Genomic DNA, 18,000 nt, shown 5'->3' with positions numbered 1-18,000 from the left:
TCGCCGCATCCGGCACATTGACTCTGTCTTCGCCGTAATCCTAGATGGCGGTGACGGTTTCCCCGAAAGGGGATGAAAAGGGAATGCGGTGCGGGGACGTTGTCCCCAATGCCGCAGCTGCCCCCGCAACTGTAAGCGGTGAATCCTTCGTCGAAAAGCCACTGGGTCCTCGGTCCCGGGAAGGCGACGAAGCGGTCACGACCCGCGAGCCAGGAGACCTGCCGTCAGCCGTGGTCACACGCGAAGATGTCGGTCGGGGAGTACAGACATTCGGCTTCATCGGAAGGCTGACAGCCTGATGGTGGGACCTTGGTTCGCGGTGACGTGCCACTGACGTCACACCGAGGTCCAGGACCGTGTCTTCCATCCGTATTGTACGACCACGCCGCTTTCTGCTGGCGTCCGCCGCTCTCACATCTTTCGCTACCATCGAGATGACGGCTGCCCTGGCGCAGCAGGCCCGCGAGCCCCTGCCGCCCGTGGAGGTGTCGCCGCCGCAATCGCGCAAGCAGGCCAAACCCAATGGCCAAAGTGCAGAGAGCGCGCGCCGTAGGGCCGTGCGGCGACCCTCGACCGCATCGACCGCGTCCAAGCCGGTCGTGCCGAATTCCGCAGCGCCAACGCCACTCAACAGCAACGCGGTCGCGGAGAGCGCTTCGCGCCTCGGCCTGACGGTGCGCGAGACGCCGGCAACCGTCGAGGTCATCCGCGCCGAGACCATCCGCGAGCAGGGCTACCGCACCGTCTCCGACGTCGCGCAAGGCGCGGTCGGGGTCACTGCCGGAGACAATCCGGCCGAGCCGTCCGCGTTCTCGATGCGCGGCTTCACCAACAGCCAGATCAACACGCTCTACAACGGCATCAAGATCGGTCCGCAGAACATGACCTCGCGGATCATGGACACGGCCAATCTCGAAGCCGTGGAAATCCTCAAAGGTCCGGCCTCCCTGATGTCGGGCGAGGGCGCCGCGGGCGGCGCCATCAATTTCGTGACCAAGCAGCCGCGCACGGGGCCGATCCAGAACGAAGCAGACTTTTCGTTCGATTCCTTGAATTCCTTCCGTACGCATTACGGTTCCGGGGGCAGCACCAACGTGCAGGGTCTGGACTACCGTTTCGACGTCAGCCGGTCCTCGCTCAACGGCTTTGCCGACGACACCAATACCAAGACACTCGACGTCTCCGGCCAGCTCAATGACCGCATCTCCGACAGCCTCAAGGTCTGGGGGGCGATCGAGTATCGCGAGGACCGTTCAAAAGCCTATTGGGGCGCGCCGCTGGTGCCGGCGGCCTTCAGCGGTTCGCACGCGACGAGCGGCATCGTCTCCGGCAGCTATTTCAACAGAACCGACCTTGGGGCCGTCACGATCGATGACCGTACCTTCAATACGAACTACAATGTCCTCGACGATAGAAACGTTGCGCAGGAAGTGTGGCTGCGCGGCGGTTTCGAGCTGAAGCTGGCGCCCGACCTGACACTGAAGAGCCAAGCCTACGGCTATGGCGCCGAGCGCAGCTGGTTCAACAACGAGATCGAGGCGTTCAATTCCACAAACAACCAGGTCTATCGCGAGCGCTTCTATGTCGCGCACAGCCAGCGCCTCGTCGGCAACATCACTGATCTGGTCTGGGACGCCAACATCGCGGGTTTCGACAACCGCATGGTCACGACGCTGTCGTCGAGCTATCTCGACTTCGTCCGGCCGGGCGCGGCAAACTTCCCGAACGATTTTGTCTCGCTGGTCGATCCCGATCGCGGCCTCTACGGCGATCTCACGACGCAGCAGCAGACAGCGCGTATCGACAACGAGGCGCTGTCGTTCGAGGACCGGCTGAAGCTGACGCGGACCTTCGCGCTGATCGGCGGCCTGCGCGTCGAGCATATCGGGCTCGACCGCAACTCGACCGACGTCAATGGCCTGGAGAAGGCGAGCTTCCCGTTCACAAAGGACTGGGCGCCCGTCACCGGCCGCATCGGCTACAGCTGGGAAGCCGTTCCCGGCCTGACCTTCTTCAGCCAGTACGCCACCGGCGCCGACATCTCGGCCAACAACATCTTCTTGCTCGCGCCGACCCAGAATCTGGATCCGACCACCGCGCGCACCTACGAGACCGGTGTCAAGCACGTGTTTTGGGACAACAGGGCGGAGTGGTCGTTCTCGGCCTACGACATCCTGCGCAAGAATGTCTATGCGGCGGCCGGCGGCATGACGCTCAACATCGCGGGGCGGCAGGAGTCCAAGGGCGTCGAGCTCGCCGGATCGATCCGCCCAATCGAGCCTTTGCGTCTCTGGGGCAACGCCGCCTATGTCGATGCGCGCTATGCCGATTATGATTTTGCCGGCGGCTCGTTCTCCGGCAACACGCCGCCGAATGCGCCCCGCGTCGTCGCCAATGCGGGCGCATCCTGGCGCTTCTCGACGCCGTGGCCCGTGGAGCTCGGCATCGTCGGCCGCCATGTCGGCGACCGCTACAACTGCGATGCCAACGCCGTGACCATGAATGCCTACACGGTCGGCGATCTCTACGCCTTCGTCGACGTCCCCAAGACGGTCTTCTTTGCCGTCGACCAGGCTCGCCTGGCCGTCAGGGTCCGCAACTTCACCGACAGGCGCTATGCGATCTGGGGTGACCCGTTCTATCCCGACCAGGTCCTGCTGGGCGCGCCCCGAACCTACGAAATCTCCGCGGCTTTCAAATGGTAGGGCGCTGACCGCATGATGGGCGCGATCGTGCTCTTGCACCGCTGGCTCGGGATCGCATTCTGCCTCCTGTTCGCGATGTGGTTCGCGAGCGGGATCGTGATGCACTTCGTGCCGTTTCCGTCGCTGACGGAAGCGGAGCGGTTTGCAGGCCTGGCGCCGGTCGAGCGCACAGAGCCGATCATGGCGGTTGCCGACGCGGTGGCCGCCAGCGGGATCGCCGAGGCCACGCGCGTTCGCCTGATCCGGCGCAGCGACGGGCCGGTCTATGTCGTATCAGGGCCGTCGCATCTGCGCGCAGTCCGCGCATCCGATGGGGCCGATGCATCGGTGGAATCTGCGGACCTCGCGCTCGCTATCGCCAGGGATCACGCCCGCAGCCGCGGGCTCGATGCTGTTCACGCCGTGGTTGTCGCACGCGCCGATTACGATCAATGGAGCGTGCCGAACGGCTTTGACCGGCACCGGCCTCTGTTCCGCATCACACTTGGCGATGCTGCCGGAACCGAAGCGTATGTCTCCTCACGCGCGGGCGAGGTCGTGCTGGATACGACGCGCAGCGAGCGTGGCTGGAATCTTGTCGGCAGCGTGCTGCACTGGATCTATCCCACGGTGCTCCGCAGCAACTGGGCGCTGTGGGACCAGATGGTCTCGTCGATGTCGCTGATGGCCCTGATCGCGGCGATGTCCGGGGCGGTACTCGGAATTCTCAGGCTCCGAATTCACAGGGACAGAACTCACGGGCGCCCGATCCCTTCGCCTTATCGCGGATGGCACGCCCTGCATCACGTCATCGGTCTCCTATCGACCGTTTTCCTGTTGACCTGGATCTTCAGCGGCTGGCTCTCGATGGATCACGGCCGGCTGTTCTCGCGTGGGCACTTGACCGCGGCCGAAGTCGGCCTGACGAACGCCGGGCCGGACTGGCGCGCGGCTCCAACGCTTGATCGGCAGCCGCTGTCGACTGCAGCCCGTGAAGTCGAATGGTTTGCTTTCAATGGCAGCGTCTATCGGCGCGACCGGATCGGACTTGGCAGGCAGAGCTTGATCAAACCGGGCGAGCCGGCCCGCTATCGGCAGACGGCGTTCCTGGATGGGCGGGACGTTCTCAACCTGACGGAGCGCCTGGCGGCAGGCTGCGGCGTGCCCTCCGTTCTTGCCGACAACGACGACTATCCCGCTCGGTCCGCCGTCCCCGGAGCCCCGGTCTACCGTTCCCGCTGTGGCGGTCTCTGGTTCGACATTGACGGCGCCGACGGCAGTATCCTGCAACGGCTCGATGCCTCGCGACGGGCCTATCGCTGGGCCTACGGCGCGCTCCATACGTTCGACTTTCCCATTCTGATGGCGCATCCGCGCGTCCGCGATGTCCTGATCGTCGGGCTCTGCGCGCTCGGGCTGCTGTTCTCCGTCACCGGCATCGTGATCGGCTGGCGGCGCCTGCGCCTGTCGATCTGAGCCGCCCCTTGCGCATAGCTTCCGCGCTCGGCTGCGGAGTCATTGATCCCTTTCCGCCGGCCGCCTTTCAGTGTAGCTCTGCGCCCACCTAAGCGGCAGCCGTCAGTCGGGCCGCCGCAATCATGCAGGAGAGCCATGTACCCGAAAGTTCAGATGTTCATCGCCGGCGAGTGGACCGACGGCACTTCCGGCAAGTCGGAGGACGTCCTCAATCCCGCAACCGGACAGCCGATCGGCAAGACCCCGCACGCCTCGCGGGCGGACCTCGATCGCGCCCTGGAAGCCGCCAGGTCCGGCTTCGATATCTGGCGCAAGACCTCGCCTTTCGACCGCTACAAGCTGATGCGCAAGGCTGCGGACATCATCCGTTCGCGCGCCGCCGAAATCGCGCCCGTCATGACCATGGAACAGGGCAAGCCGGTCGTGGAAGCGCAGGGCGAGACCATGCTGGCCGGCGACCTCATCGACTGGTTCTCCGAGGAAGCCCGCCGCGCCTATGGCCGCATCGTGCCGCCGCGCATGGGCAACGTCTCCCAGCTCGTGACCAAGGAGCCGGTCGGTCCGGTCGCCGCGTTCACGCCCTGGAATTTCCCGATCAACCAGGCGGTCCGCAAAATCTCGGCTGCTCTCGCCGCCGGCTGCTCGATCATCGTCAAGGGCCCGGAAGAAACGCCCGCCAGCTGCATGGAGCTGGTGCGCGCCTATGCGGATGCCGGCATTCCCCCCGGCGTCGTCCAGCTGGTGTTCGGCGTGCCCTCGGAAGTCTCGGAATATCTCATTCCGCATCCGATCATCCGCAAGATCAGCTTCACGGGCTCGACCGCGGTCGGCAAGCATCTGGCCGCGCTCGCGGGCCTGCACATGAAGCGTGTCACCATGGAACTCGGCGGCCATGCGCCGGCGATCGTGTTCGCGGACGCTGATCTCGACAACGCGGCGAAAATCCTGTCGACCAACAAGTTCCGCAACGCCGGCCAGGTCTGCGTTTCGCCGACGCGCTTCCTCGTGCACGAAAGCGTCTACCAACCCTTCGTCGACAAGTTCGTCGCCGCAGCCAGGGGCCTCAAGGTCGGCAACGGCCTCGACAAGGACACGCGAATGGGGCCGCTGGCCAATCCGCGCCGTGTCGATGCCATGGAAGGTCTGGTCTCCGACGCGGTTCAGCACGGTGCCAAGATCCAGGCCGGCGGCAAGCGTATCGGCAATGAAGGCTTCTTTTTCGAGCCGACCGTCATCACCGACGTGCCGCGCGAGGCCCGTATCATGAACGAGGAGCCCTTCGGACCTCTTGCCCCGATTACATCCTTCCGCAGCTATGACGAAGTCGTGGCCGAGGCGAACCGTCTGCCTTATGGCCTGGCGGCCTATGCCTACACCACCTCGACCAAGACGATGCAGGCGATCGGCGCCGACATCGAGAGCGGCATGGTCTCGATCAACCATCATGGCCTCGCGCTGCCCGAGGTGCCGTTCGGCGGCATCAAGGATTCCGGCTACGGATCGGAAGGCGGCCTCGAGGCGATCGAAGGTTATCTCAACACCAAGTTCGTGACCCAGGCGAGCGCGTAAAGCCCGCACCACGTTCATTGCAAGGCGCGTCACGGCATGCCGTGGCGCGCTTTGTTATGTCGCGGTCACGGCACGTGCGGACAGGGTGACGACGCACATCATCGCGGCCAGCATCCAGAACGCCATTGGCAGGCCCACGGCGTGGGCGACAAAGCCGATGCCGGCAGGACCAACCAGAACACCAGCATAGCCGGCGGTCGTGATCGACGCCACCGCAAGCCCCGTAGGCATTGCGGTCTGCCTGGCGGCGCGCCGGAACAGCACCGGCACGAGATTCGAGGCGCCGAGACCGATGAGCAGAAAGCCGGCGATGGCGATCCCCGCGCCCGGTGCCAGCAGCAGCACCGCAAGCCCCGCGACCGCGAGCAGGCTTCCACCGACCAGCGTTGCACGGTCGCCGACACGCGCGACGACGACGTCGCCACCAAGCCGGCCTGATGTCATCGCGATCGAGAACACGATGTAGCCGATCCCGCCTTGCGCCGCGCTGACGAGGCCCTCGCCGATGACGAGCAGCGCGCCCCAGTCGAGCATCGCGCCTTCGATCAGGAAGGTGATGGCCGCCAGCAGCGCCAGCAGCAGCACGATGCCATGCGGCAGCACGAACAAAGGTCCGTCCGGCGCTTGTGACGAGCGTCGCAGCAGGCGCGGCCAGGCGAGCGCCATCGCGATCAGCATCAGGACGGAGCACATTAAAGTGCATGCGAGCGGGCCAAAATGGAACGACAGCAGCGCCGTCATCACCGCCGAGCCGGCAAACCCGCCGATGCTGAAGAGGGCGTGAAAGCCCGACATCAACGGTACCCCTGCCGCACGCTCGACCTCGACGGCATGGATGTTCATGGCGACATCGATGGAGCCGAGCGCCGCTCCGAATGCGAGCAGGGCAAGCGCCAATGTCACGGGCGTGCCGGCGACGACCAGAAGGGGCAAGACCAAAGCGAGGCCGATCCCGCCCGCGATGACGATCGGCTTGGTGCCGTGACGGGCGCTCAAGAGGCCGGTGGCGAGCATCGCGACGACCGAGCCGATGCCGAGGCTGAGCAGCAGCAGCCCGAGGAGGGCGTCATCGACGGCGAGCCGCTCCTTCGCGAACGGCACCAGCGGCGCCCAGCATGCGAGGCCGAAGCCGGCGACCAGGAACGAGAGGCGCGTTGCGAGCCGCGTCGCCGGCCGGTCGGCTGATGTCATCAACGAAACTCCGGGAGGGAAACGCGCGCGATTGCGGCGCAAGCGGGTGCTTAGATCATCAACCAAGAACGAGCGCCAGAGTTCCGCCCGTGGCACGCGTTGACGAATTGTATCGTTGCATGTCAGCCATAATCCCTTCCGGTCCCGTCCGGGTGGCGGGCGTGCGGGGCGGGCAGCTTGGCGGGTTAGGAGTTGTGAGGAGTTGCAAGCATCCTCTAAAAAGGAGCACAACTTGTGACTTGCTCTGGGCCGCGACGCCGGCGCTATCTTCCAGGGCGCGGACGCCATCGGGCGACCGAACAAGCAAGGAGAACGACATGATCCGCAAGGCAAAAGCAGTTTGGCAGGGCACTGGCCGCGATGGCACCGGCCATCTGTCGAGTGAATCCGGCGTGCTCGCCGAGACGCCATATTCGTTCAAGACGCGCTTTGAGAACGAGAAGGGCACCAATCCCGAGGAATTGATCGCAGCAGCGCATGCCGGTTGCTTTACGATGGCGCTGGCCTTCGGTCTGCAACTCGCGGGCTTCACGCCGACCGAGCTATCCACCGAGGCCGCGGTCACTCTCGATCCCGAAGGAAAGGGATTCAAGATCAGCAAGTCGGCGCTGACCTTGCGCGCCAAGGTGCCGAACCTCGACGACGCCGGTTTCGCTCGCATTGCCGGCGAAGCCGAGAAGAACTGTCCGGTGTCGAAAGTGCTGAACGCCACAATCACGCTCGATGCCAAGCTGATCTGAGCGAACGCTGCGAACCGTTACCAGGACTTATTGCTCAGGACTTGCCAGCATCGACCCGATGAAGGCAAAGTCCTGGGCGATACGCGGAGCAAAAGGAACCCATCACATGACGACAGAACGCGCAGTTTTGGCCGGAGGCTGCTTCTGGGGCATGCAGGATCTCATCCGCAAACAGACCGGCGTTGTCTCGACGCGCGTCGGCTATACCGGCGGCCGGGTGAAGAACGCCACCTATCGCAATCATGAAGGTCATGCCGAAGCGATCGAGATCATGTTCGATCCGGCGAAGACCAGCTTCCGGACCATGCTGGAATTCTTCTTCCAGATCCACGATCCCACCACGATCAACCGTCAGGGCAATGATCTCGGGACGAGCTACCGCTCCGCGATCTTCTACACGTCGGACGAGCAGAAGCGCACCGCCGAAGATACCATTGCCGATGTCGACGCGTCGGGTCTATGGCCCGGCAAGGTGGTGACGGAAGTCGCGCCAGCCGGCGAGTTCTGGGAGGCCGAACCCGAGCATCAGGATTATCTCGAGCGCTATCCCGACGGATACACCTGTCATTTCATCCGGCCCGACTGGAAGCTGCCGCGACGCGCGACCGTGGCGGGAGGCTAGGGACCAGCCGGACGTCGGAGTTCGATGATTCTGAAGACGAGGGAGGGACGCAATATGCTCAAAGGCATCAATCCGCTGCTCAATGCCGACGTGCTCTACGCCTTGCGCGCGATGGGGCATGGCGATCGCCTGGTGGTATGCGATACCAATTTTCCCGCTGACTCGATCGCGCGCCAGACCGTGTTCGGCGAATTGCTTCGTATCGACAATGTCAGCACTGCGAAGGCCATCGAAGCCATTCTTTCGGTGATGCCGCTCGATACGTTCGTCGAGGATGCCGCGATTCGAATGGAAATCGTCGGCCAGCCTCAGGAGGTGCCGCCGGTGCAACGCGAGGTGCAGTCCGCGATCGACCGCGCCGAGGGACGCTCCTGGCCGCTGGTCGGGGTCGAGCGCCATGCCTTCTATGAGAAGGCCAAAGCGGCGTATTGCGTGATCGCCACCGGTGAGCGCCGCTTCTACGGCTGCTTCCTGCTCTCCAAGGGTGTCATCGCGCCGGACGCAGAGTGACCTTCATCTCGCGGATCGGCGAACTTAAACCAGGGCCGCAGCGCCGGGTGTTCGCTCGGTCGTTTCCGCGTAGTTGCGATCGACGACCCGCAGCGTCTGCAGAATCATGCCGTCGACGATCGCCGCCGACTTGCTTGGACGGACATATATCGCGGTGGATTTGAGCAGCCACGGCAACACCGCCTCCTTGAGCCGCTCTTCGTAGGCGCTGCGCATCATGTCGAAGGCCTGCAAGCCGGGACCGGCCAGGACGACGTGATGCGGTCGCAGCACCGATATCGTTGCGGCGACGGCCTCGGCGAGCGCGTTGCCGGCCTGCCGGAATAACTGCTCGAGGTGGGGATCGCCGTTCCTCGCCCTGTCTCGCAGCAGGGCCATCTGTGCCTCCGATGGCTGTTGCGAGATCGCGGGCGGCAGGTCGATAAAGGTACGAGCGTCACGGTAGAGCGCGTAGTCGGCGAGATGAGCCTCGATGCAGCCCCGCTGACCGCACCGGCATTGCGGCCCGTTCGGGGCCAATTTGACATGGCCGATCTCGCTGCTGGCGCCGACGCCCCAACGTGCTTCACCGTCGACGACCACGCCCATCCCGACGCCGTGGCCGACCATGATCGTTGCCGCCACGCCCTCCGCCAGTATCGGTTCGACCGCCGCGAGAGCCAGCGCAACCGGGACGGCGTCGTTTGCCGTCACGACATCGGCCCTGAACAGCTTGCGGATCGGCGTCGCCAGATCGACGTCGGTGACCGACAGCGCGGGACTCCATAGCTGGCGGCCCGTGTCGGCATTGACGATGCCCTGCAGCGCAATTCCGATTCCCAGCAATCTATTCCGCGGGGTGTCCGTCGCGCCCAGCATGGCATCGATCTGCGCGATCACGATCTCGCAGAGAGCATCTGCGCCGAGTGCGCGGGTCTCGAGTGCGAGCCGCGATTGTGCCAGGCCAGAGCCACTGAAATCAGCAATCAGGGTCTCAATCAAGTTCATGCGCAGCGAGACCGCGATGATGCGGCCGAACTCCGGATTCAGCGTCAGCTGTATTGCCGGTCGGCCGCGACGACGACCATTCAGGCCGTCCGGGTCGTCTTCGTTGGCATCATCCGGCGCGGACATCGCCGCATCCGTTTCGGACAGCAGATCCTCCGCCAACATTCGCGATGTCATGGCTGAAATTGCCGGGAAGCTCAGCCCCGTATTTCGAGCAAGCTCCACGCGCGGCATCGGCCCCTGACGCCGCAAGGCTTCGATGAGGCGGCCGCGATTCGATACGCGGGAAAGACTCGAGGCCCGCGCCGCCTTTGGCTCATCGTCCATTTGCCATCCTTTAATTCATCTATTGAAATTATCTCGCGTATTCGACTTTCGCTGCACGCAGTGCGATGCCGTCGTCGCGCGGAAGGCAGGCCTCATTTTACCGCGATGACCATTGTTGCGGGAAGCTGTCATGAAAATCACGCTTGACGAGCCGATTTCTGCTTCTTAATTTATTCACGCTAAAAATAAAATAAAGGCGCAACAAGCGCCGGACGTCAACCCCGGATATCGGCATGACGAAAGGGAGGTGCATATGAACAGTTCACTGAAGAAATGGATTCTGCCGTTCTGCGCGAGCGCAGCTGTGCTCGCGATGACCGCCAGCGTGACCCAAGCCCAGCAGAAAAAAACCATCGCGCTGGTGACCAATGCCGCGGCCGATTTCTGGACGATCGCCGGCCGGGGGCTCGAGAAGGCTCAGAAGGAGCATCCGGAATACGATATCCAGTTGATCGTCACCAACGATGCGACCGCGGCGGGCCAGCGGCGCGAACTGGACGACCTGCTGGTGCGCGGCGTCGCCGGCATCTCCATCTCGGTCGACGATGCACCGCACGCAACCGAAGAACTCAACAAGGTCGCGTCTCAGACCATATTGATCACCACGGACAGCGACGCGCCGCAAAGCAAGCGTCTCGCCTATATCGGCACCGACAACGTTGCGGCCGGGCGCCAGGCAGGCGAGGAGATCAAAAAGGCGCTCCCGAACGGCGGCAAGATCGCGTTGTTCGTCGGAACCATGGACGCCGACAACGCCCGCGAGCGGGTGCAGGGCATCAAGGATGCGATCGCCGGCACGAAGGTCGAATTGGTCGACGTGTTTACCGACCAGGTGGACTCCGCCAAGGCCAAGGCGAACATGGAGAACGTGCTGGTCAAATATCCCGATATTGCGCTGCTGTCCGGGCTGTGGAGTTACGAAACGCCGCTGATCTACGACGCGGTCAAGGCGGCCGGGAAAGCCGGGAAGGTCAAGATCGTTGGCTTCGACGAGGACCAGCGCACGCTGCGGGGAATCTCCGACGGCACCATCGAATCGACGGTCGTGCAGCAGCCGTACGAATTCGGGTATCTCTCCGCCACCAACATCATCAAGACGTTGAACGGCGACAAGTCCTGGATTCCGGCGGATAGCAAGCTGATCGTCCCGACCAAGGTGATCAACAAGTCCAACGTCGCGGAGTTCTCCGCACAGATGAAGGAATTGCTCAAGAAGTGAGTGCTTCGACATCCGGCGGTCAATGGCCGCCGGATGTCGTGCCGGAGGAAACGCCGGATGGCGGAGATGCTGCTGGAGCTTGCTGGGATCGGCAAAACCTATCCCGGCGTCAGGGCCCTCGACGATGTCAGCCTCTCGGTGCGCCGTGGCGAGGTGTTGGGCCTGATCGGCGAGAATGGCGCCGGCAAGTCCACGCTGATGCGCGTGTTGGGTGGTGTGATCGCTCCGACCCAGGGCGTGATCCGCGTCGGCGGCGTCGAGTACGGTCAAATGACCGTGCGCGAGGCGACGCGGGCCGGCATCGCTTTCGTGCATCAGGAACTCAATCTGTTCGAGAATCTCGATGTCGCAGCCAATGTGTTCATAGGCCGCGAGAAGCTCATGGGCGGCCGGCTGAAGCTGGTGAACAACGCACAGATGCGGGCCAGCGTTGCCCCGCTGCTGGCGCGACTCGGCGCCGATTTCGCGCCCGATACGCTGGTCGACAATCTGTCGATCGCGCAGCGGCAGATGGTAGAGATCGCGAAGGCGCTCTCGATCGACGCGCGCGTGATCATCATGGACGAGCCGACCTCCAGCCTGACGATTTCGGAGACCGAGCGGCTGCTGGAGGTGATTGCCGATCTGAAGGCGCACGGCATCTCGGTCATCTACATCTCTCACCGGCTGGGTGAGATCATGACCTGCGCCGACCGCGTCGTGGTGCTGCGCGACGGACGCACCGTGGGAGAGTTGGCGCGAAACGAACTCAGCCATGCCGCGATGATCCGGCTGATGATCGGCCGTGATCTGAAGTCGCTGTACACGCCGCCGAAGCGGGCGCCGGAAGCGGGCGGCTGTGATATCGCCAATCTCGTGACCGCCGCTTTTCCCGACAGGCAGATCAGCTTGTCCGTGCGTCGGGGCGAGATCCTCGGTCTCGCCGGGCTTGTGGGTGCCGGCCGCACCTCGCTTGCTCGCGCCGCTTTCGGCATCGACGCGATATTGGGCGGCGAGATCAGGATCGACAATGCGCGGGTCACTGTGGCCTCCCCGCGAGATGCGATCAGGCACGGGATCTATCTGGTGCCGGAGGACCGCAAGAAGTGCGGGCTCGTGCTGGAGCTGCCGATTCGCGAAAACATGACGTTGGCGAACTTGTCGAATTACGCGCGCATGTGGCTGATCGATGGAGCTGCCGAACGCAAGGTCGCGAAAGAACAGGCCAAAAGCCTGTCCATCAAGGCGCCGAGCGTCGACATCGAGGCGGTAACGCTTTCCGGCGGCAATCAGCAAAAGGTCGTGCTGGGCAAGTGGCTCTCGATGAAGCCGCGCGTGATGTTCTTCGACGAGCCGACCCGTGGCATCGACGTTGGTGCCAAGAGCGAGATTTACGCCTTGATGCGCGACCTTGCCGATCGAGGCGTCGCGATTGTGATGATTTCGTCCGACATGGAAGAGGTCATCGGCGTTTCCGATCGGGTGGCGGTGATGCACGAAGGGGGTATCAGCGGCGTGCTGGAGCGAGATCAGTTTAGCGAATACAACGTGTTGCGGCTAGCGATAGGGCAGACGCTGGAAATCACGGAAGGTGCCGCGACATGAAGAAGGAACTCTGGCTCTTCCTGCTGCTGGCGGTGATCTCCGTGATCACGGGCATGATCAATCCGGCCTTCCTGTCGCTTGTGAACCTGTTGAATTTGGCCAATCTGATCGGCCTGTTTGGCGTGTTTGCGCTCGGCGAGGGGCTTGTCATCATCACCGGTGGCATTGACCTTTCACTCGGCTCGATGTTCGCGCTCCTCGGCGTCGTTTTCGTCGATCTTCTGACGACGTACCAGGTTCCCTGGCCCTTGGCGTTGCTGGCCGTATTGCTGGGCGGACTGGTGCTGGGGGCTATCCAGGGGGTCCTGATCACACGGTTGAAAATGCAGCCCTTCATCGTGACCTTGTGCGGGTTGCTGATCTACCGCGGGGCCGCGCGCTACTACACGACCGACTCCACGCGAGGCTTCGGCTACGGTGACGAAGCCGCGACCCTGAGCAACATTGCTTCCGGCAATCTTGGGGGCATCCCGAATACCTTCATCCTCCTGATCATCCTTGCGCTGGTCCTTGGGGTGCTGCTGCACCGCTCGGTGTACGGACGCTGGCTCTACGCCGTCGGCAAGAATGAGGAGGCGGCGCGCTTCTCGGGCATCAACACGGATTTCGTGATTGCGACCGCCTACATCATCAGCGGTGGTCTGGCCGGTATCTCGACCGTGATGTTCGTGTTCTACACCAACTCGGTCTCGCCGAGTTCCTTTGGCAATTTCTACGAACTCTATGCGATCGCCGCTGCCGTCCTGGGTGGGTGCAGCCTGCGCGGCGGCGAGGGCTCCATTCTCGGAATCGTGCTGGGGACGGCGTTGCTGCAGGTTCTGCAGAATCTCGTCAATATCCTCGGCATTCCCAACTCGCTGAACTTCGCGGTCATGGGGTCGGTCATTCTGGTCGGTGTGCTGGCAGATCGGCAATTGCAGAATCGGCGACAGCGCAAAATGGCGCTCGCCAGCCTGGCGCGGACGCCACCGAAAACGACGGTTTTGCAGGGAGAGCCGAGCGCACCACGCGGGTAGCTTGATCGCACTCGGGCTACTTGGGCTATTAGCGCTCGCCGATCTCACCGGCTTGGCGCGGCGATCCCCTCAGACCCAGCCGCCATCGACGACATAGTGCTGGGCTGTGCAAGCGGAGGCCTCATCGGACGCGAGGAAGACGGTGAATCTCGCGACCTCGTCCGGCACCAGCCGGCGCTTCAGACACTGTCGCTGCTGCAGCTCGATCTCGCCTGCCGGCGTCATCCATTTCTCGAGCTGGCGCTCGGTCATGATCCAGCCCGGCGCGATCGCGTTGACGCGGATATTGTAGGGGCCGTAATCGCGCGCCAGCGAGCGCGTCAAGCCGATCACCCCTGATTTGCTGGCGGTATAGGCGGCCATGCCGCCCTGTCCGGCCATCCACGACACCGATCCGAAATTGATGATGGCGCCGGCGTTCGCGGCTTTCATGTCCGGCAGCACGGCTTGCGATGCAAAGAACTGGTGCTTCAGATTGACTGCGACCCGGTCGTCCCAATATTCCGGCGTCATCTCCTCGGTGTTGTGCCGTTCGTCATGCGCCGCGTTGTTGATGAGGATGTTGATCGCGCCGTGCGCCTCGCGAGCTTTCACCACGCCGGCGCGCAATGCGGGGATGTCGGTCAGGTCGACCTGCTGGAAATGCGCAGCCAGTCCCCGGTCTGACAGTTCCCGCGACAGGCGGTGGCCCTCGTTGGTGTTGATGTCGAAGAACACGACCTTGGATTTCTGCTCGGCGAAGCGTCGAACGATTGCAGCACCAATTCCCGCGGCGCCCCCGGTGACGAGCACGACCTTGTCGGCGAGGTCGGAATAGATCGCAGCCATGGGCACCTCTTCGTTTGTCAAGGGCGGCGCGACAGCTGCCCGATTCTTTTCGGGACCTTAGTCGTTCCTTCCGCGAGGTGCTAGGTCCTGCAGCGGCCTGGCTGATGCCGCAAATCGACGCGCGGCACGCGCCGAAGTCAAACTTCAATCAAAGGAACGAGAACACGGCTCAGAACCGCTTCGCCATCTCGGCGAGGCGGCGGTGGGCGGAATCGCGGGCCGCGCGGATCGCTTCGGCCGGACCCGCGGTTGGTCCGATCGGCACGAAGCGCACGTCACTGACGCCGATGAAGCGGAGCGCTTCGCGCAAATAGGGCGTTGCCATGTCGATGCGGCCGCGGTTCATGCCGGTGGCGAAGTCACTGCCGGAGGCGAGAATGACGATCGTCGGCCGGTCCTTCAGCAGCGGAAGATAGCCTTGCGCCGGGTCGAAACGAAACGTCAGGCCGGGCTGGATGACGACGTCAAACCATTGCTTCAGCTTGTAGGGGATGCCGAAATTCCACATCGGCGTCGAGATCAGCACGCGCTCTGCCAGCGCAAAGCGCAGTGCCATCCGCTCGGCCTCGGCAAAACCATCCCGCTGCGCGTCATTGAAGGCTTCGCCCTTCATGCGCGCGTATTTGGCCTGGACGATGGGACCGACAAATTCCGGCATGCGCTCGCGCCAGAGATCGACGACGTCGATGTCCCAATCGGGGCGGGCTTGGCAGAAGCCGTCGAGGAATATCCGCGCGCCGGCGCTCGACTCGGAATCGGCACGTGGCGAGCAGGAGAGGTGCAACAGCTTCGCCACCGCTCATCCCAGCGCTCTGATGACGGCATCCGCGCGGGTCACCACGGCCACGTTTTGCATGGCAAAGTTGATCGAGGCGGAGTGCCAGTCGGCATTCATGGTCGAGCAGCAATCCTCGGGCACGATCATGAAATAACCCTTGTCGGCGCCGGTGCGCGCCGTGTGCTCCACCGACATGTTGGTCCAGGCGCCGGTATTGATGATCATGTCGCGGCCGGTGGCTTTCAGGATGGTCTCCAGCCGCGTGCCTTCCCAGGCGCTCATCCGCATCTTCTCGACCACGAAATCGCCGGGACGCGGCTCGAGGCCAGAAACCGGCGCCGCGCCCCAGCTTCCGCGCACCATGGCCTTGCTGTCGACGAGCCCTTCGAACAACGGCGCGTTCAGCGTCACGCCGGGCGCGCCGGGCTCGACCACGAACCAGACGTGGATGATGGTCACGCCGCGGGCTCGCGCAGTTTCCGCAAGGCGGCGGACGTTTTCGATCACGTGCTGCTGCTTGGCATGGCCCGGCGCGCCCGAGTCGGCGAACGCGCCGCCATCCATGATGACGTCGTTCTGCAAATCCTGGATGATCATGGCGCAGCGTTGCGGATCGAGCCGCAGCTCGCCGTCGGCAAGGAGGGGAACCGCAGCCGCCGGGCCTGCGCTCGTGGTTCCTCCGTGACTGCGCCTGCCGCTCATATAGGGCTCATGGCGTGGGCCGGTTTTTGTCGGGATGGCATAGACCGAATGCGTCGAGGTCAGATAGAGCGTACGGAAATCCGGGCCGCCCCAGGCGAGGTTGGCGACGAGTTCGGGGACGCGGACTTTTCCGAGCAGCTCGCCGTGCGGCGAGTAGACCCAGACGCCACCGGGGGCGGTGACCCAGACATTGCCGTGCTGGTCGCATTTCATTCCGTCGGGCAGGCCGGGCTCCAGCTCCGACCGGATGCCGCTCGCGAACACCCGCGGATTCGACAGCGTGCCATCGGTGTTGACGTCGAACACGCGGACCAGCGCCTGAACGGTGTCGTTGACATAAAGCAGGCGTTCGTCCGGTGAGAAGCACAGCCCGTTGGGCTGGTCGAACAGGTTGCGCTCGACCACGAGCCTCGGTTCGCTGCCGGGTACCACGCGATAGACGCCCTGGAAGCCGAGCTGGCGCGGCCGCTCGACGCCATAGACCGGCATGCGCCCGTACCAGGGATCGGAGAAATAGATTGCGCCGGAGGAGTGCACGCAGACGTCGTTGGGGCTGTTGAGCTCCTGTCCGCCAAAGTGCGAGGCCAGCACCTCCCGGCGTCCGTCCGGCCGCTCGCGGATCAGCGACGAGGTCGCGTGCTCGCAGACGATCAGGTTGAGCTCGGCATCGTAGGTCATGCCGTTGCACTTGTTGGAGGGGCGCTTGACCTCGGCGACGCCCCGCCGCGCATCCCAGCGCCGACGCACGTCGCCGGGCATATCCGAGAACAGCAGATAGTGATCGACCGGATGCCAGATCGGGCCTTCCGTGAAATCAAAGCCCGTTCCGACCTGCGCGACCGGCGCGTAGGGGTCGATCAGCGTTTCGAATTCGGAGCGCAAGGTGACATGGGTCATCGGTCGGCCCTCACATCGTTTTCAGGCAGGAAACCAGTTGCGGGCGGGCAGGGACTGCACGACCGGGCCCGGGACCTGGTCGTGAAGCCGGCCTACGACGTTGCCGCCTTCGATCTTGGCAGGGCGATCGTGTACCGGCAGCAGATACCGCGAATTGCTGAGCAGCTTCTTGATCGAGGCCTTCTCGGCGCGTTTGCTGGTGCCGTGATTGCCGGTGGTGCGCGGCTCCGCGTCGTGGATCTCGTTGAAGGGCGTGACGATCTGGTCGTTGAAGTCGTAGATGACATCGCCGCAGATGGTGGCGATGCCGTCGGCGGTCTCGACGATGATGTTCATCGAGCCCTCGGTGTGGGCGTTGGCCGCGTCGCAGTAAACACCGGGCATCAGCTCGACGGGGCCGGTGATTTCGAGGTCGAGGAAGCGTAGCGCACTCTTGGTGTGCAGGCGGTCGATCAGGTGCTTGATGTCTGGCGCCGGGTATTGCGGATGCATCAGCCCGGAGACGGAGTATTCGAGTTCCTTGCGGTTGAGCACGACGGTCGTATTCATCGGGAACAGATCGTCCTTGCCGGCGTGATCGATGTGCAGATGCGTGTGACAGACGAAACGGACGTCGCCCATGCGCACGCCGTGGCGGGCGAGCTGGTTCTCGATCATGTTCTCGTGGTACTGCAAGCCGCGCATGCCGAGCGTCTCCATGATCTGGTTGGAGCGGTAGCCGGTGTCGACCACGACAGGATATTTGCCGCCGAGGATCAAAAAGCCCAGCGTGAGGACGCGGCGGGTGCGGCCGCAATCGCGGCCGAGCACGAGGAAGCTCGATTCCAGCTCGATATCGCCATAGTCCAGGATCTTGATCTCCAGCGCCAT

Annotated in this window: 15 protein-coding genes and 1 riboswitch; of the genes, 9 read left to right on the top strand and 6 right to left on the bottom strand. The window is 63.7% G+C overall.

Annotated elements, in window-relative coordinates; all coding sequences use genetic code 11:
• Positions 1 to 37: 37 nt before the first annotated feature.
• Positions 38 to 240: riboswitch (cobalamin riboswitch) on the top strand.
• A gap of 116 nt (positions 241 to 356) precedes the next feature.
• From ACVWZ4_RS34415 to ACVWZ4_RS34405, 3 genes are all read left to right on the top strand, one after another.
• On the top strand, positions 357 to 2,705 hold the full coding sequence (locus tag ACVWZ4_RS34415) for a TonB-dependent receptor domain-containing protein (protein WP_456742116.1): 2,349 nt from the start codon (positions 357 to 359) through the stop codon (positions 2,703 to 2,705).
• 12 nt (positions 2,706 to 2,717) lie between these two features.
• Positions 2,718 to 4,160 carry a PepSY domain-containing protein gene (locus ACVWZ4_RS34410; RefSeq protein WP_456742115.1) on the top strand — a complete coding sequence of 481 codons (1,443 nt, stop codon included), beginning with the start codon at positions 2,718 to 2,720 and terminating at the stop codon, positions 4,158 to 4,160.
• A gap of 135 nt (positions 4,161 to 4,295) precedes the next feature.
• The gene (locus tag ACVWZ4_RS34405) at positions 4,296 to 5,729 is read left to right on the top strand and encodes an NAD-dependent succinate-semialdehyde dehydrogenase (RefSeq protein WP_456742114.1); all 1,434 of its coding nucleotides are present in this window, start codon (positions 4,296 to 4,298) and stop codon (positions 5,727 to 5,729) included.
• 54 nt (positions 5,730 to 5,783) lie between these two features.
• Here ACVWZ4_RS34405 and ACVWZ4_RS34400 read toward each other — a convergent pair whose 3' ends face one another.
• Entirely contained in the window at positions 5,784 to 6,920 is a 1,137-nt protein-coding gene (locus ACVWZ4_RS34400; RefSeq protein WP_456734643.1) for an MFS transporter, read from the bottom strand.
• 317 nt (positions 6,921 to 7,237) lie between these two features.
• On the opposite strand from ACVWZ4_RS34400, the gene ACVWZ4_RS34395 reads away from it, so the two are divergent.
• The 3 genes from ACVWZ4_RS34395 to ACVWZ4_RS34385 all read left to right on the top strand — a co-directional run bounded on the left by ACVWZ4_RS34395 (position 7,238) and on the right by ACVWZ4_RS34385 (position 8,792).
• Complete coding sequence (locus ACVWZ4_RS34395; protein WP_092226615.1) at positions 7,238 to 7,660, top strand: OsmC family protein; 423 nt, start codon at positions 7,238 to 7,240, stop codon at positions 7,658 to 7,660.
• A 106-nt stretch (positions 7,661 to 7,766) separates the two neighbouring features.
• Entirely contained in the window at positions 7,767 to 8,282 is a 516-nt protein-coding gene (gene msrA / locus ACVWZ4_RS34390) for a peptide-methionine (S)-S-oxide reductase MsrA (protein WP_456702762.1), read from the top strand.
• A 54-nt stretch (positions 8,283 to 8,336) separates the two neighbouring features.
• The gene (locus ACVWZ4_RS34385; RefSeq protein WP_456790464.1) at positions 8,337 to 8,792 is read left to right on the top strand and encodes an RbsD/FucU family protein; all 456 of its coding nucleotides are present in this window, start codon (positions 8,337 to 8,339) and stop codon (positions 8,790 to 8,792) included.
• Positions 8,793 to 8,816: 24 nt separating this feature from the next.
• Here the strand turns inward: ACVWZ4_RS34385 and ACVWZ4_RS34380 are convergent, their stop codons facing one another.
• A complete protein-coding gene (locus ACVWZ4_RS34380; protein WP_456742112.1) occupies positions 8,817 to 10,106 on the bottom strand; it encodes an ROK family protein in 1,290 nt (429 codons plus the stop codon).
• Between the two features lie 253 nt (positions 10,107 to 10,359).
• Between ACVWZ4_RS34380 and ACVWZ4_RS34375 the strand changes: the two genes are divergently transcribed.
• From ACVWZ4_RS34375 to ACVWZ4_RS34365, 3 genes are read left to right on the top strand one after another with little or no spacing between them, the layout of a single operon-like run.
• The gene (locus ACVWZ4_RS34375; protein ID WP_456702765.1) at positions 10,360 to 11,325 is read left to right on the top strand and encodes a sugar-binding protein; all 966 of its coding nucleotides are present in this window, start codon (positions 10,360 to 10,362) and stop codon (positions 11,323 to 11,325) included.
• Between the two features lie 57 nt (positions 11,326 to 11,382).
• Positions 11,383 to 12,909: a sugar ABC transporter ATP-binding protein gene (locus ACVWZ4_RS34370; protein ID WP_456702766.1), complete on the top strand. Its 1,527-nt coding sequence runs from the start codon at positions 11,383 to 11,385 to the stop codon at positions 12,907 to 12,909.
• A complete protein-coding gene (locus ACVWZ4_RS34365) occupies positions 12,906 to 13,925 on the top strand; it encodes an ABC transporter permease (RefSeq protein WP_456702767.1) in 1,020 nt (339 codons plus the stop codon). Before ACVWZ4_RS34370 ends, ACVWZ4_RS34365 begins: the two co-directional genes overlap by 4 nt.
• Positions 13,926 to 13,994: 69 nt before the next feature.
• Here the strand turns inward: ACVWZ4_RS34365 and ACVWZ4_RS34360 are convergent, their stop codons facing one another.
• The 4 genes from ACVWZ4_RS34360 to ACVWZ4_RS34345 form a co-directional block, all read right to left on the bottom strand.
• The gene (locus tag ACVWZ4_RS34360; protein WP_456734647.1) at positions 13,995 to 14,753 is read right to left on the bottom strand and encodes an SDR family NAD(P)-dependent oxidoreductase; all 759 of its coding nucleotides are present in this window, start codon (positions 14,751 to 14,753) and stop codon (positions 13,995 to 13,997) included.
• A gap of 169 nt (positions 14,754 to 14,922) precedes the next feature.
• Positions 14,923 to 15,549, bottom strand: a complete 627-nt coding sequence (locus tag ACVWZ4_RS34355) for an FMN-dependent NADH-azoreductase (protein WP_456702769.1) — start codon at positions 15,547 to 15,549, stop codon at positions 14,923 to 14,925.
• Between the two features lie 3 nt (positions 15,550 to 15,552).
• Positions 15,553 to 17,130: an isochorismatase family protein gene (locus ACVWZ4_RS34350; protein WP_456702770.1), complete on the bottom strand. Its 1,578-nt coding sequence runs from the start codon at positions 17,128 to 17,130 to the stop codon at positions 15,553 to 15,555.
• A gap of 21 nt (positions 17,131 to 17,151) precedes the next feature.
• Positions 17,152 to 18,000: an N-acyl homoserine lactonase family protein gene (locus ACVWZ4_RS34345; RefSeq protein WP_456702771.1), complete on the bottom strand. Its 849-nt coding sequence runs from the start codon at positions 17,998 to 18,000 to the stop codon at positions 17,152 to 17,154.

It is taken from the genome of Bradyrhizobium sp. USDA 4472 (assembly GCF_054058595.1).
This window is presented reverse-complemented; position numbering and strand designations above follow the sequence as displayed.

What these genes read in the sequence shown, in the direction of transcription:
- ACVWZ4_RS34375 (WP_456702765.1), top strand. Translation starts at nt 10,360, where the DNA reads ATGAACAGTTCACTGAAGAAATGGATTCTGCCGTTCTGCGCGAGCGCA.
- ACVWZ4_RS34410 (WP_456742115.1), top strand. Translation starts at nt 2,718, where the DNA reads ATGATGGGCGCGATCGTGCTCTTGCACCGCTGGCTCGGGATCGCATTC.
- msrA (WP_456702762.1), top strand. Translation starts at nt 7,767, where the DNA reads ATGACGACAGAACGCGCAGTTTTGGCCGGAGGCTGCTTCTGGGGCATG.
- ACVWZ4_RS34400 (WP_456734643.1), bottom strand. Translation starts at nt 6,920, where the DNA reads ATGACATCAGCCGACCGGCCGGCGACGCGGCTCGCAACGCGCCTCTCG.
- ACVWZ4_RS34350 (WP_456702770.1), bottom strand. Translation starts at nt 17,130, where the DNA reads ATGACCCATGTCACCTTGCGCTCCGAATTCGAAACGCTGATCGACCCC.
- ACVWZ4_RS34380 (WP_456742112.1), bottom strand. Translation starts at nt 10,106, where the DNA reads ATGGACGATGAGCCAAAGGCGGCGCGGGCCTCGAGTCTTTCCCGCGTA.
- ACVWZ4_RS34385 (WP_456790464.1), top strand. Translation starts at nt 8,337, where the DNA reads ATGCTCAAAGGCATCAATCCGCTGCTCAATGCCGACGTGCTCTACGCC.
- ACVWZ4_RS34365 (WP_456702767.1), top strand. Translation starts at nt 12,906, where the DNA reads ATGAAGAAGGAACTCTGGCTCTTCCTGCTGCTGGCGGTGATCTCCGTG.
- ACVWZ4_RS34360 (WP_456734647.1), bottom strand. Translation starts at nt 14,753, where the DNA reads ATGGCTGCGATCTATTCCGACCTCGCCGACAAGGTCGTGCTCGTCACC.
- ACVWZ4_RS34405 (WP_456742114.1), top strand. Translation starts at nt 4,296, where the DNA reads ATGTACCCGAAAGTTCAGATGTTCATCGCCGGCGAGTGGACCGACGGC.
- ACVWZ4_RS34345 (WP_456702771.1), bottom strand. Translation starts at nt 18,000, where the DNA reads ATGGCGCTGGAGATCAAGATCCTGGACTATGGCGATATCGAGCTGGAA.
- ACVWZ4_RS34395 (WP_092226615.1), top strand. Translation starts at nt 7,238, where the DNA reads ATGATCCGCAAGGCAAAAGCAGTTTGGCAGGGCACTGGCCGCGATGGC.
- ACVWZ4_RS34370 (WP_456702766.1), top strand. Translation starts at nt 11,383, where the DNA reads ATGGCGGAGATGCTGCTGGAGCTTGCTGGGATCGGCAAAACCTATCCC.